This window comes from Lysobacter hankyongensis (assembly GCF_039543145.1).
Classification (GTDB): domain Bacteria; phylum Pseudomonadota; class Gammaproteobacteria; order Xanthomonadales; family Xanthomonadaceae; genus Lysobacter_I; species Lysobacter_I hankyongensis.
This window is the reverse complement of record NZ_BAABJE010000005.1, coordinates 334,450-347,561: the sequence shown is the minus strand read 5'-3', so window position 1 is coordinate 347,561 and position 13,112 is coordinate 334,450. Positions and strand designations below refer to the sequence as shown.

10 protein-coding genes and 1 pseudogene are annotated in these 13,112 nt (G+C 69.6%); 2 read left to right on the top strand and 9 right to left on the bottom strand.

Features of this window, described 5'->3' with window-relative positions:
- Window positions 1-55 precede the first annotated feature (55 nt).
- Window positions 56-1,816, top strand: coding sequence for a S8 family peptidase (locus ABD974_RS07510; protein WP_345302679.1), 1,761 nt, complete (start codon window positions 56-58; stop codon window positions 1,814-1,816).
- 251 nt (window positions 1,817-2,067) lie between these two features.
- Window positions 2,068-3,522 carry a S8 family peptidase gene (locus ABD974_RS07505; RefSeq protein WP_345302678.1) on the top strand — a complete coding sequence of 485 codons (1,455 nt, stop codon included), beginning with the start codon at window positions 2,068-2,070 and terminating at the stop codon, window positions 3,520-3,522.
- A 79-nt stretch (window positions 3,523-3,601) separates the two neighbouring features.
- Here the strand turns inward: ABD974_RS07505 and ABD974_RS07500 are convergent, their stop codons facing one another.
- The 9 genes and pseudogenes from ABD974_RS07500 to dprA all read right to left on the bottom strand — a co-directional run bounded on the left by ABD974_RS07500 (window position 3,602) and on the right by dprA (window position 13,090).
- Window positions 3,602-4,198, bottom strand: coding sequence for a DUF4124 domain-containing protein (locus ABD974_RS07500; RefSeq protein ID WP_345302677.1), 597 nt, complete (start codon window positions 4,196-4,198; stop codon window positions 3,602-3,604).
- Window positions 4,199-4,226: 28 nt separating this feature from the next.
- Window positions 4,227-4,913: a DUF4124 domain-containing protein gene (locus ABD974_RS07495; RefSeq protein WP_345302676.1), complete on the bottom strand. Its 687-nt coding sequence runs from the start codon at window positions 4,911-4,913 to the stop codon at window positions 4,227-4,229.
- 88 nt (window positions 4,914-5,001) lie between these two features.
- Window positions 5,002-5,892 (bottom strand): class I SAM-dependent methyltransferase, encoded by an 891-nt coding sequence (locus ABD974_RS07490; protein WP_345302675.1) that lies wholly within the window; start codon window positions 5,890-5,892, stop codon window positions 5,002-5,004.
- A 171-nt stretch (window positions 5,893-6,063) separates the two neighbouring features.
- Window positions 6,064-8,544: pseudogene (locus ABD974_RS07485) on the bottom strand (DNA topoisomerase I); the annotation flags it as partial.
- 272 nt (window positions 8,545-8,816) lie between these two features.
- A complete protein-coding gene (locus tag ABD974_RS07480; RefSeq protein ID WP_345302674.1) occupies window positions 8,817-9,743 on the bottom strand; it encodes an RDD family protein in 927 nt (308 codons plus the stop codon).
- A gap of 131 nt (window positions 9,744-9,874) precedes the next feature.
- Entirely contained in the window at window positions 9,875-10,456 is a 582-nt protein-coding gene (locus ABD974_RS07475) for a pilin (protein WP_345302673.1), read from the bottom strand.
- A gap of 12 nt (window positions 10,457-10,468) precedes the next feature.
- Complete coding sequence (locus tag ABD974_RS07470) at window positions 10,469-11,287, bottom strand: DUF4339 domain-containing protein (RefSeq protein WP_345302672.1); 819 nt, start codon at window positions 11,285-11,287, stop codon at window positions 10,469-10,471.
- 64 nt (window positions 11,288-11,351) lie between these two features.
- Window positions 11,352-11,837, bottom strand: coding sequence for a DUF494 family protein (locus tag ABD974_RS07465; RefSeq protein ID WP_345302671.1), 486 nt, complete (start codon window positions 11,835-11,837; stop codon window positions 11,352-11,354).
- A gap of 95 nt (window positions 11,838-11,932) precedes the next feature.
- Window positions 11,933-13,090 carry a DNA-processing protein DprA gene (dprA, locus tag ABD974_RS07460; protein ID WP_345302798.1) on the bottom strand — a complete coding sequence of 386 codons (1,158 nt, stop codon included), beginning with the start codon at window positions 13,088-13,090 and terminating at the stop codon, window positions 11,933-11,935.
- Between the last annotated feature and the right edge of the window lie 22 nt (window positions 13,091-13,112).

Genomic DNA, 13,112 nt, shown 5'->3' with positions numbered 1-13,112 from the left:
AGCGGCGCTATGCTGGTCTCCCCGGCACCGCCGGCCATGCACAGGGAGCAGACGGATGGCGACCACCGCTTCGAAACGCGCGGCGAAGAAAACGGCGAAAACCGCCTCTGAGCGCCCGTCGAAACGCAGATCGGCATCGACGCCGGCGAGCGGTCCCGAGGTCCGCGGGCTCATTCTCGATCTCGGCGATCCGCTGTCCGCGGCGGAACGCCGGAAGATCATCGCGCAGTTGCGCGCCGACGTGCCCGAATTCGCGGCGTTGACGACGGCGAAGTCCATCGCCCGTCCGCTGGGCAAGGGCGCGAGCGACGTGCTGGTGGCGTTTCACGACAGCGAGCGGGTCAGCGTGGCCCAGGCCTGGAACGCGGTGCATGCGCTGCGTCCGCATCCGCTGTTGGCCGACTGCGAACCGGCGGTGCGCATTCGCGCCACCGCGCCGGAACCGCAGGTGTTCGCGACGCGTTCCAGCGGCGGCGGCGACCGCGACCTGCCGGGCTCGCTGCCGCGCGACTGGTCGCTGAAGGCGGTGGGCGCGGACCGCGCGCGCGCGCAGTTCGGCGTCACCGGCGCCGGCGTGCGCGTGGGTCATCCCGACACCGGATACACCGCGCATCCGCAGATCGCGGGGCCGCGGCTGCGCATCGGCGATGGCTACGACTTCGTCGCCGACGCGGCGGATCCGCGCGATCCGATGACCGGCTCGCATCCCGGTCACGGCACCGCCACCGCCAGCGTGATCTTCAGCGGCGCGACGGATCTGCACGGCGTCGCGCCCGGCGCCGAAGTGGTGCCGCTGCGGGTCTCGGATTCGGTGATCCATTTCGATTTCGCCAACGTCGCCGAAGCGCTGTATCGCGCGCGCGATCGCGGCTGTCATCTCGTCTCGATGAGCCTCGGCGGACCCTGGGCCGGGCGCGCGCTCGAACGCGCCGTCGACCGCGTCATCGCCGACGGTCTCATCCTGCTCGCCGCGGCCGGCAATCAGTGGCCGTTCGTGGTCTATCCGGCGAAGCTCGACAATGTCGTCGGCGTGGCCGCGAGCAATGCCGACACGAAACCCTGGCGCGGTTCGGCCTCGGGCGCGGCGGTGGACATCACCGCGCCCGGTGAATCGGTTTGGCGCGCCTACGCGCACAAGGTCTCGGGCGCGCTGCGGTTCGACACCGAACGCAGCAATGGCACGTCCTACGCCACCGCCACCACCGCCGGCGTCTGCGCGCTGTGGCTGCAGCGCCACGGCGTGGCCGCGCTGCGCGCGCGCTACGGCGGACGTCTCGCCTCGGTGTTCATGGATCTGCTGAAGACGCACTGCCGCACGGTGCCCGGCTGGAATACCCGGCGTTACGGTCCGGGCCTCGTCGATGCCGCCGCGCTGATGGCCGCACCGCTGCCTGCGTTCGGCGGCGCGGTGATGCGCAGCGCATCGCGCGCGCCCACCCGCAGCACCGCCGCTGCCGACTGGGCGCGGCTGCAGCCCTATCTGCCCGAGCTCACGCCGAAGCAGTTGGCCAGCGCGGCGACGAAGATGTTCGCCGCCGGCGAGACGGCACGCGGTGGCATGCGCGCCGCCGCGGTCGGACGTCCCGCACCGCCGCCCAGCCTGATCGACGAAATCGAGTTCCACGTCGCCACCGATCCCGCGGTGCGCGCGGCCTTCCTCGCCGCGGGCGGCATGGCTGCGAAACCGCGCAAGACCACCGCGAACCGCGCGGCGACGAAGTCGGCCGTGTCTCGCGCGAAGGCCGCGATCGACCCGCTCGGCGCCCTGCGCGCGAAGGCCTCCGCTGCACTGCGCGAGGCGCTGACCGAACAGTGATCGGCTTCCCGGTTCCTCTTTTTCCGCGCCGCAACAAACGCAGCGCACGGGCCGAATTCGCCCGACGTTCACATCCTGTTTCTAGACTCTGACCGGTGGATCACGCGGGCCGTCGCATGCGGCCACCGGCCAGGGATGGGCTGATCTCTTTCCTTGGCATCGCGCCCGATCCGCTGCGGCGAAGGAGGCACGTTCATCGTGCGCGCCGTACCGATGCGTCACTCATATCAATCACAAGGAAAGGAATGGACATGAAACGAATCAACCGACTGTCGGCCGCCATCGGCGCCTCGCTGTTCTGCGCAGCGGTCATGCCCGCGATGGCAGGCGAGCTGCGCACCGCCGATCGACCGATCGAAGGCCGCTACATCGTGGTGCTCAAGGACACCGCCGCGCGTCTCGCCAGCGAACGCGGCAGCGGCGCGACGGTCTCCGTCGCCGCGCGCGAGATCGCAGCGGCGCACCGCAGCAAGCTGGTGCGCAGCTACGATCATGCGTTGCGCGGCTTCGTGGTGGAGGCCGACGACGCGGCGCTCTCGCGCCTGCTCGCCGATCCGCGCGTGGCCTACGTCGAGGAAGACGGCGTCGCCACGATCAATCCGACGCAGAGCGGTGCGACCTGGGGCATCGACCGCGTCGACCAGCGCAATCTGCCGCTGAGCAGCACCTACACCTACAACACCACCGCGACCGGCGTTCACGCCTACATCGTCGACACCGGCGTGCTGACCGGCCATACCGAGTTCACCGGGCGCATGGGCAACGGTTTCCGCGCGATCGCCGACGACGGCCGCGGCACCAGCGACTGCAACGGACACGGCACGCACGTCGCCGGTACCGTCGGCGGCACCACCTGGGGCATCGCCAAGGGCGTCACCATCCATCCGGTGCGCGTCTTCGGCTGCGGCAACAGCGGCGCGTGGTCCGAGATCATCGCCGGCATCGATTGGGTCACCGCCAATCGCGTGCTGCCCGCGGTCGCCAACATGAGCCTCGGCGGTGGCGCCAATACCTCGGTCGACACCGCGGTCAACAATCTGATCAACAGCGGCGTCACCGTGGTGGTCGCGGCGGGCAACAACAGTGCCGACGCCTGCGGTTATTCGCCGGCCCGGGTCGCCAACGCGCTGACCATCGGTTCGACCGAAAGCAACGATGCACGGTCGTCGTTCTCGAATTTCGGGACGTGTCTGGACATGTTCGCCCCGGGCGGCGGCATCACCTCGGCCGGCATCGCCAACACCTCGGCCAGCGCCGTGCTCAGCGGCACCTCGATGGCATCGCCGCACGTCGCCGGCGCGGCCGCCTTGCATCTTGCGAACAGTCCGTCGGCGACGCCCGCGCAGGTCGCCACCGCGCTGATCAACGCCTCGACGCCGAACGTCGTGACCAGCCCGGGCACCGGTTCGCCGAACCGCCTGCTGTACACGCTGGGCGGCGGCGGTGGCGGCGGCACGCCGCCGACCATCACCAGCTTCGTCTGTCCGGATTACGCCAACAGCGGCGGCGGCATGTACTGGTGCGAAGTGAGCTACAGCTCGGCGACGCCGGCGACGATCCGCTGGCCGAACGGCTCCGGCAACACCTACTACATGGGGCGTTGCACGGCAGGCTCGCGCCCAACGGTGACGGTGACGGTCACCAACGCCTACGGCTCGGTGTCGCGCAGCAGCACCTTCAGCTGTCCGACCGGTCCGATTCCGTAATCGGTCCGGGCGTTTTCGTTCGATATCGTTCGATCGGCACCGGGGGCGTTTCGACGCGCCCGGTGCTTCGCAGGCCGGTTCAACCCGCGCAGGTACTGTCGCGATACACCCGGGTCGCGCGCTCGAATTCGGCCTTGCGGTCGTCGTTGCGGCTGCCGCCGAACTTCCAGCGGAACTCCGCCTCGTCCATGCGCTTTTTCCACGCCGCGCACAACTGCTCGGCGGGGACCGGGATGCAGGCGTCGCGGCGCATTTCGCAGGCCTGTCCGGCGGCGAGCGTGGACGAACCGTCGATGCCGACGGTTTCCATCTGCACGCAGGCCGCGGGCGGCGTTTCGGTGTCGCCGAGATAGTCGCGGCCGTCCCAGGTGCGGCACTGGAACAGCGGTGGCGGCGGACCGCGCTTCGTCGGCGGGGCCGGCGGCACGGGCGACGCAACCGCGGTAGCGGCGGTCGCCGGCTTTGGCACAACCGCTCTGGGCGGCGGCGCGACGACCTGCGGCGCGGGCAGGGTCGGCAGTGCGCCGACCTTGCGGAGGGTCTGGGTGCTGCCCTGCGGGCACGGCACGTCGTTCTGCAGGGTGACCGCGCCGGCCGCATCGACGCAGCGGTAGATGGTCATGCCGTCCTGCGCGACGACGACCGCCGACGGCCACGCGGCCAGCAGAAGCAGCATCGGGACGCACGATCGCAGACACCGCATCTCAGCGGCAATCCTGGTTCAGGCGCGCCTCGATGCTGCGTTCCTCGCGGCTCAGCGCCGCGCGCTCGGACGGCTGGGCGATGACGAAACGCCGGCGGATCTCGTCGCGACGGTCGCGCACCCGCGCGCAGACTTCGCCCGGCGGCAGCGGAAAGCAGGCGTCGCGGATCCAGGTGGTCGCGCCGTAGGCGGCGGCGGTCGGCACCACGACCGAGCCGAGGCTGCCGCTGCTGTAATTGCCGCTGACACGGCCGTTCTCCACCTGGAAATCGATCCGGCCCGGTTCGCCGGTGGGCACGCGCGCGAACAGCGGCGCGCCCAGCGCCCAGGCGGGGACCTGTCTCGGATTGCCTTCCGCGCTTTCGCTGAAATAGCGCGCGTTGTCCGGCGTCACGCATTCGTACAGCGGCCGCGGCGCGTTGATCACGATCACCTGCGGCGGCGATGCGGCCGCGACCACGCTCTGCGACGGCCGCGGCGACGGCGCGCGCGGCGGCGCGTCCTTCGGGCGCACCATGCTGCGGGTTTCCTGGCGATCGCCCTTCGCACAGGGCGAGTCGCGCAGGGTCAGACGGCCTTTGCCGTCGGTGCAGCGGTAGATGACGACATCGTCGCCGGCATGCGCGGCACGTGGACCGCCCAAGGCGGTCGCGATCAGCAGGCAGCAGAGGGCGGCGACGGGACGCATGGGCGCATCATGCGCCGTCGGCGCGGAGCGGAAAAGAGGCGCCGGCGCGATGTTCGCACCGGTTCAGCGACCGCACCGACCGCAGCGATCACACCCGCTGCAGCCAGAGGCTGCCGGCCTGCCAGGGCCGACCGGCGTGATCGCCGAATGCGGCGCGGGCGTCGTCGGCGAGGCGGGTCAGCGCATGGTGCGCCGCGAAGACCACGCGCCAATGCGGATTCGCCGCGAGCATGGCCTGCAGCGCGTACTGCTCGTTCCAGCCGCGGTTCTCGTCGATCGCCCATGTCGGCGGGTAGTCGTCGGGCAGAAAGACATCGTGGAAGTGCACGCGCACGCCGGGACGCAGCGTCGGCAGCACGCGCGTCAGCAGATGGACCAGATCGCTGCCGGTCTTCAGCACGTGCGAGGAATCGACGAACAGCACGTCGCCGGCATCCAGTTCGGCGAACACCACCGCCGGCGTGTCCTGCACGCGCTCCACGCGCAGCGACTGCAGACCGTCGAGGCCGTGCAGGAAATCGCGCGGGTAGGGTTCGATCGCGGTCAGTCGCATCGTGCCGCCGAGCCAGCGCCGGTTGACGTCGGCGGCGAGCAGGGTCGAAAAGCCACTGCCGACCTCGACCATCCGCGCCGGACGCCAGTGCCGCAGCAGCGCGAACAGGATACGGGCGTCGACTTCGCCGAATTGGCCGTTGTCCAGATGGAAACCGCGCGGGTCGGCAGCGGGGCAGCGCGGGTAGTCGAAGTCGGCGAGCAGCGGCGGAAAGAGGTCGCGCAGCCATCGGCGCTGGCCGTCGTCGTCGAAATCGATGCCCGGCGCGTCCGTCGTCGACGGCCACAGCCTGGGCGCGTCCGCAGCCAGCGCATCGGGATCGGTCACCGGCGAATAGAAATGCCCGGGCGGTTGCGGCAGCCAGCGCGCCAGCGCGCGCAGGGCCCGCTGGTGCCGACGACGCCGAAGCCAGTCCGCAAACGACATGTCGACCTCAAGCGGCGCAGACGCAAGGCGCCGCGATCAGAACGGCGCCTCGTCCTTCGCCTTCTTGATCACCCGCTTCACGCCGACGTTGGGGCCGGCGTTGGTGGTGAGCAGCGATTTCGCAGGCTCGGGATGGTCGTACAGCGGCACGCGCTTGGCGGGCGCCTTGGTCGCGGACTTCTTGGCGGTCTTCTTGGCTGCGGTCTTCTTGGCTGCGGCCTTCTTTGCGGTGGTCTTCTTGGCCGCCTTCTTCGCCGGAGCCGTCTTGGTCGCGGCCTTCTTCGCGGCCTTGGGCTTGGCCTCGGCGGCCTTCTTCGCGGGCGCGGCCTTCTTCGCCGCCGCCTTCTTCGCACCGAAGCCCTTGCGCGCGGGCTTGCCGGTCTCTTCCAGCAGTCGCGTCACTTCTTCGAACGTCAGCGATGCCGGCTCGCGATCCTTCGGAATCTTGCCGTTGAGCTTGCCGTCGCTGATGTAAGGGCCGAAGCGGCCGTTGAGCACCTGGATGTCGCTGTCGGGGAACGCCTTGATGATCCGGTTGCGCGCGATCTCTTCCTTCTCCTCGATCAGGAAGACCGCGCGGGCGAGATCGATCGTGTACGGGTCGTCTTCCTTCTTCAGCGAGGCGTAGACGCTGCCGCGCTTGGCGAACGGGCCGAAACGGCCGATGCCGACGCTCACCTCTTCGCCGCCGCTCTCGCCGAGCTTGCGCGGCAGGCGGAACAGTTCCAGCGCATCCGCCAGAGTGATCGTGTGCATCGACTGGCCGGGACGCAGCGAGGCGAACTCGAGTTTCTCGTCGGTGTCCTTGTCGCCGATCTGCGCGTACGGCCCGTAACGGCCGAGGCGCACGCTGACCGGCTTGCCGGATTTCGGGTCGTTGCCCAGTTCGCGCGCACCGGTGGCTTCGGAGCGGTCGACGGATTCGGTCTTCTCGCTGACCAGTTCCTTGAACGGGCCCCAGAACTTCTCCATCAGCGGCACCCACTCCTCTTCGCCACGGGACACGGCGTCGAGGTCGTCCTCCATCTTCGCGGTGAAGTCGTAGTCGACGTAACGGGTGAAATGCCCGCTGAGGAATTTGCTGACCGCGCGGCCGACGTCGCTGGGGCGGAAGCTTCGACCCTCCATCTCGACGTACTTGCGGAACAGCAGGGTCTGGATGATCGACGAATAGGTCGACGGCCGGCCGATGCCGTATTCCTCCAGCGTCTTCACCAGCGCCGCTTCGGTGAAGCGCGGCGGCGGCTGGGTGAAATGCTGGTCGGTGTGGATGCGGTCGAGCGGAATGCGGTCGCCGGGCTTCATCGCCGGCAGCTTGCGGCCTTCGTCGTCGTCGTCGTTCTTCTGGTCCTTGCCTTCCTCGTAGACCGCGAGGAAGCCCGGATCGACCACGGTCGTGCCGCTGGCGCGGAAGCTGTGCTCGCCGCCTGCGGCGAGATCCACCGACACCGTGTTCAGCGTGGCCGGCACCATCTGCGACGCGACGGCGCGCTTCCAGATCAGCTCGTACAGGCGGCGCTCGTCGTCGCTGAGATAACGCGACACCTGCGACGGCGTGCGCAGCGCCGAGGTCGGACGCACGGCTTCGTGCGCTTCCTGGGCGTTCTTGGATTTGGTCTGGTAGACGTTGGGTTTGTCCGGCAGCGCCTTCGTGCCGAAATCGCGCGCGATCACGTCGCGCAGTTCGTTCAGCGCCTCGGCCGACAGGCTGACCGAGTCGGTACGCATGTAGCTGATCAGGCCGACGGTGCCTTCCTCGCCGATGCTCACGCCTTCGTACAACTTCTGCGCGACCTGCATGGTGCGCTTGGTGGTGAAGCCGAGCTTGCGCGAGGCCTCCTGCTGCAGGGTGGAGGTGGTGAACGGCGGCGACGGCCGGCGCTTGCGCTCCTTGCTGGCGACGTCGGTGACCTGCAGCACGCCGTTGGCCGCGGTCGCGATCCGCTTGCGCGCGCTTTCCGCGGTGTCGCCGTCGGTGACCGTGAACTGCTCGAACTTTTTGCCGTCCAGCTTCGTCAGCTTGGCGGTGAACGCCTGCGACGGATGCGCGCACTCGGCCTCGATGGTCCAGTACTCGCGGGCGATGAAGGCTTCGATTTCCTCCTCGCGCTCCACGATCATGCGCAGCGCCGGCGATTGCACGCGGCCGGCGGAGAGGCCGCGCTGGACCTTGCGCCACAGGACCGGCGAAAGATTGAAGCCGACCAGATAGTCCAGCGCACGGCGCGCCTGCTGGGCGTCGACCAGATCGCTGGCGATGGCGCGCGGCTTCGCCATCGCTTCCTTGATCGCCCGCGGCGTGATCTCGGTGAACACCACCCGCTCCAGGGTGCGGTCCTTGAGCAGACCGCGCTCCTTCAGGATCTCGGCGATGTGCCAGCTGATCGCCTCGCCTTCGCGGTCCGGGTCGGTCGCGAGGTAGAGGTGGTCGGCGGCCTTGGCGGCCTTGGCGATGGCGTCGACGTGCTTCTCGTTCTTGTCGATCAGCTCGTAGCGCATGGCGAAGCCGCGCTCGGGATCGACCGCACCCTCCTTGGGGACCAGGTCGCGGACGTGGCCGTAGGAAGCCAGGACGTGGAAATCCTTGCCGAGGTACTTGTTGATCGTCTTGGCCTTGGCGGGCGATTCGACGATGAGGAGATTCTTGGCCATTGCGAGCGGGGGATCCGGAAAGGCCGCGACCGACGGGCGGAGGCGGCAACCGCCGGCCGCCACGGGGCGTTCCCGGGGCGTCCGACCAGATGGCGACGCCCGGGGGAAGCCCGGGCGTCGGTCAGTTCTCTTTTTTTAGTGGTGTCACGTCCGGGCTGCCCGTGTCAAGCGGACAGTTCCGACAGGGCCGCCGGACGGGCCCGCCCGGCGGCCTGACGGCCCCCTTGTTCAGGTTCGGCCCGGGCCGCGGACCGGGCCCTTCGAGCGTCCGATCAGCGGATGCCGCCGGCCAGCATGGCGCCCAAGGTCGCGAACAGCGCGATCATGCCGAACACGGCCAGACCCGCCAGCACCAGGATGACGATGGTGACCGTGCCCAGTTCCTCGCGCTGCCATTCGGGGTGGTCGGTGTAGGCCCATTTGTCGACCACGAGGGTGTCGCAGACCATGTCGTGCAGCGCCTGCTTGCGCTCGGTGAACCCCGCCATCAGGTAGCCGATCATCAGGATCAGGCTGCTGAGGATGGTCGCGAACAGGCGGCCGAAGGCGCGCCAGAAGCTCACCCGCTCGCCGTCGCCGCGCACCAGCTTGATCCCCACCGCCATCTTGCCGAGCGTGGCTTGATGGCCGGAGGAATGCATCCAGGCGAAGTAGAGGGCCGGAATCGTGAACGAGATCAGGTAGATCAGCCCGATGAAGGCCAAACCCAGACCGCTGCCGAACGGGTCGTCCGACGTGGCCGACGCGCCCATGCCGATCCCTGCGACGATCCCGACCGGGATCATCAGCGCGTAGGTGATCGCGGTGACCACGAAGTAATCGATGAAATAGGCCGCGGCGCGTTTCCAGAAGCCGGCGTAGACCACATGCCCGCCGGCGATCACCGCCGCGCCCGTGTCCACCCGCGCCTGCGGCGGCGCGTAGGGCGACGGCTCGGCGATGGCGTAGGGGCGATAGGCGCCATCGTCCGGCGCGGCTTCCGCGGCCTTCACCAGCGCTTCGGCGCGCGGATCGTCCGGCATGCCGCCGACGACCACTTCACGGATCATCTCCCGCCAGGGCTTCCACTCGGACATGCCTTCGCGCCAGACGAGGGTGTCCGGCGGCAGTTGGCCCCTGGTGTGCATCGCGGCCAGATCGCCGGGCGTCACCGGGCCATGTTGTTGACGCTGTGCGTCGCTGTAGTACCACTCGGTCATCGGTTCGGGTCCATAGCAGGTTGTGGAAAACGCGCGTCATGCGCGTTGTTCGAGTCGTGCGCCCGGTGCTCCCGGGCCTGACCCGAAGCAGCCCTCCCTGGCTGCCCCGACAGGCGGTTTTCGTTCGTCCGTCAGGGCGTCGTTTCGGTGGATCGGCATTGCATCGGACGGTATCGGTTGTCCAGCGTCCCTTCGAGGCAGCTCCAGCCGTCGTCGCCCGAACGGAACACGAGCGTCTTGCCGTCGACGGCGGCGGCGATGTTCTGGAAACGCAGTTCGAACGCGCAGTCACCGTTGTCCGCGGCGCCGGCGCTGAGCCGCATGTGGCTGCCCTTCGCCACGCCTTCCTCGCCACCGAGCTCGAAGACCGCACTGCGGCCGTAACCGATCTCGAGGTTGCCTGGGCAGGTGCCGGTGCGCGCGCGCTCCTCGTCGACCCGGGGCTGCAGCGTCTGCGCGACCTGGAACGCTTCCTGGGTGCGCGCACGCACCAGATACTCCTGGTACGCCGGCACCGCGATCGCGGCGAGGATGCCGATGACGAACACGCCGATCACGCCCGCCACCGCAGCGATGATCGCGGCGATGGCGCAGCCGGACATGCCCGGTTTCGGCGGCCGCGGCGGCAGGTGCGCATCGCCGCGATGGGCGAAGGCATCGGCGATCTGTTCGCTGCGCTGCAATCCGGGCGGAAGCGGTGGCGGTGCGGACATGCGGACTCCCGCTCAGGCGCCGCAGCGCGGCGGCGCGAAACCGGCGGGCAGATCGATGTTGCGGCAGTACACGGTGATCTCGTCGTCGGCGACGGTCACGTCGTACTGCACGGTCCTGTCCTTCACCTCTGGACCGAGACCGTGGAAACGGACCGCGTAGGCGCACACGCCGCTGAGGGGCCGCGCCGGATCGACGCTGAACCAGCCGTCCTCGTCGCCCTGATAGCGCGTGTAGCGCACCATCATCCGCTCGAATTCGAAGGTGTCGGGACAGACGTTGCCGTTGGCGGCGTAGAACTCCCGCATCGTGTCCGTGAGCAGATCGCGCGCCAGCGCATCGGTCTTTTCCATGCGCCCGGCGTCGTACGCGTCGTCGCGCATCGTGGGGTTGGCGGGGGTGGTGGGGTCTGCCTGTCCGCTCTGCGCCGCCCGGCTGCGCTTCACGTAATCGTTGTACGCGGGCAGCGCGATCGCGGCGAGGATGCCGATCAGGAACAGGCCGATGATGCCGACCACGATCACCGCGATGATGCAGCCGGTGCGGTTGGACGGCGGCGGTTCCACCGGCGCGCTGGGCCGCGCGGCATGCGATGCGGTGGCCGCGGCGGGCCGCATCGGCGGTGGCGGCGGCGGCCGCGACATGTCGGGCTGCACGCCGGTCAGCCCCAGTTCCTCGATCAGGCGTTCCAGCGGCTGCCATTCGCGCAGACCGTCGTGCCACGCGAGGGTGTCGCGCGCGATTTTCCGCTCGCGATAACACGCGCGCATCTCGTCCGCGGTGAGCGGTCCGACCCTGCCCTGGCCGGGTGCGTGGTAATACCAGTCGGTCATGCCTTCCCCATCGTCTACATCGCGGCGGACGCGTCCGCGCACGGTGCGACGCGCGTGATGCGCGTCAGTGCACCAGTTCGCCGTCGTCCTCGAACATCTGCGTTTCCATCCAGGCGTACGCGGCTTCGGAACCCGGCTGATTGAACAGCACCATCAGCACCACCCACTTGAGGTCGTCGAGGTCCAGTTCGTCCTGGTCCAGCGCCATGGCGCGATCCAGCACCAGCTCGCGCTGGTTGGCGTCGAGGATGCCGTGCTGCTCAAGGAACATCAGGAACCCGCGGCATTCGACGTCGAGCTTGTCCAGCTCGGGCCCGAAGAACACGCGGGTGGGGCCGTCGGCGCGCGGCGCGACGGCGGTCGAAACCACGCCGGGCCGGCGCTCGGCAAGGCCGTCCAGCCAGTCGAAGGCCTTGTGGATTTCGGCCGGACTGAAACCAGCCTGCAGCAGGCTGTTCTGCAGAGAATCGCGATCCCGGGCGAGATCCGCGTCGTTGGCGATGTAGTGCTCGAAGAGGTAGAGCAGCACATCGAGAATGCTTTCTTTCATGTCCCCTGACTTGCGCACGTCGGCGCACTGGAAAGGATGGAGGCGAATGCGCTTCGACCCGCGCCGGGAACGCCGGCGTCGATGCAGACGGGTTTCTAACGCCGGCTGTATCGACCGTGTTCGACCGCGACCCGCCCCTGCAACTCCATGTTCAGCAGCATGGAGGACAGGGCCGCAGCCGTCAATCCGGTGCGTTCGGCCAGCTGATCCATAGTGCTGGGGTCATGGCCGAGCGCGCGCCACAATCTGTGGTGGGCGGGATCGTCCTGCACGGCCGGCACCGGGGCCGCTGTGCCGTCCTTGTCGACCTGCCCGGCGGCGCCCAGACGGCGCCGCAGTTCGCCGCGCAGGGCGCCGGCCCACGTGCCCAGCGCCGCGATCACCTCGTCGGCGGACTCCACCAGCGCCGCACCGTCGCGGATCAGCCGGTGGCAGCCCCGGGCCATGGGGTTGTGGATCGACCCGGGCACCGCGAACACTTCGCGCCCGGCGTCGGCGGCCAGGCGGGCGGTAATGAGCGCCCCGGACCGGCCGGCGGCCTCGATGACCAGGGTGCCGAGGCTCAGCCCGGCGAGGATCCGGTTGCGGCTCGGGAAATGCTCGCGTCGCGCCGCCGTGCCCGGCGGATGTTCGCTGACCACGGCGCCTTCAGTCGCGATCCGCGCCATCAGCCCCGCATGCTCCTGCGGGTAGGGCACGTCGGGGCCGGTGCCGAGCACCGCGATCGTGATGCCCCCGACCTCCAGGGCGGCCTCGTGGGCGGCACGGTCGACGCCCGCGGCCAGTCCGCTGCCCACCGCGAACCCCGCCGCCGCCAGCGCCCGCGAGAAGGCTCTTGCGTTGTCGCGCCCGCCGGCCGTGGGGCCGCGGCTGCCGACCACCGCCACCGCGGGATGCCACAACAGACTCGGGTCGCCGGCCACGAACAGGGCAAGCGGCGGGCTTCCGGCCCGGCGCAGCAACGGTGGGTAGTCGGGATCGTGCCAGCCGATCAGGTGATGCCCGGGCTGCCGCAGCCAGTCGCGGCAGCGGGCCAGCAGCACCGGATCGAGCCCGGCCGGATCGCCGTCGAGCGCACGGATCTGCGCAGCGTCCAGGCCGGCCCCGCGCCAGCGGCTGCGCGGCAGCGCGCGCACGGCCGCGGGCGTGCCATGGGCGTCGAGCAGATCCCGCCTCGGGGCGACGGCGCCTCCCGGCAGCAGCAGGGCGAGCAGGGCTTCGGTGTCGGCATCGGCCGGGGTGTCGGGAAACATGTCCATGCCGCCATCCTGGCGC

What these genes read in the sequence shown, in the direction of transcription:
- ABD974_RS07510 (WP_345302679.1), top strand. Translation starts at nt 56, where the DNA reads ATGGCGACCACCGCTTCGAAACGCGCGGCGAAGAAAACGGCGAAAACC.
- ABD974_RS07505 (WP_345302678.1), top strand. Translation starts at nt 2,068, where the DNA reads ATGAAACGAATCAACCGACTGTCGGCCGCCATCGGCGCCTCGCTGTTC.
- ABD974_RS07500 (WP_345302677.1), bottom strand. Translation starts at nt 4,198, where the DNA reads ATGCTGCTTCTGCTGGCCGCGTGGCCGTCGGCGGTCGTCGTCGCGCAG.
- ABD974_RS07495 (WP_345302676.1), bottom strand. Translation starts at nt 4,913, where the DNA reads ATGCGTCCCGTCGCCGCCCTCTGCTGCCTGCTGATCGCGACCGCCTTG.
- ABD974_RS07490 (WP_345302675.1), bottom strand. Translation starts at nt 5,892, where the DNA reads ATGTCGTTTGCGGACTGGCTTCGGCGTCGTCGGCACCAGCGGGCCCTG.
- ABD974_RS07480 (WP_345302674.1), bottom strand. Translation starts at nt 9,743, where the DNA reads ATGACCGAGTGGTACTACAGCGACGCACAGCGTCAACAACATGGCCCG.
- ABD974_RS07475 (WP_345302673.1), bottom strand. Translation starts at nt 10,456, where the DNA reads ATGTCCGCACCGCCACCGCTTCCGCCCGGATTGCAGCGCAGCGAACAG.
- ABD974_RS07470 (WP_345302672.1), bottom strand. Translation starts at nt 11,287, where the DNA reads ATGACCGACTGGTATTACCACGCACCCGGCCAGGGCAGGGTCGGACCG.
- ABD974_RS07465 (WP_345302671.1), bottom strand. Translation starts at nt 11,837, where the DNA reads ATGAAAGAAAGCATTCTCGATGTGCTGCTCTACCTCTTCGAGCACTAC.
- dprA (WP_345302798.1), bottom strand. Translation starts at nt 13,090, where the DNA reads ATGTTTCCCGACACCCCGGCCGATGCCGACACCGAAGCCCTGCTCGCC.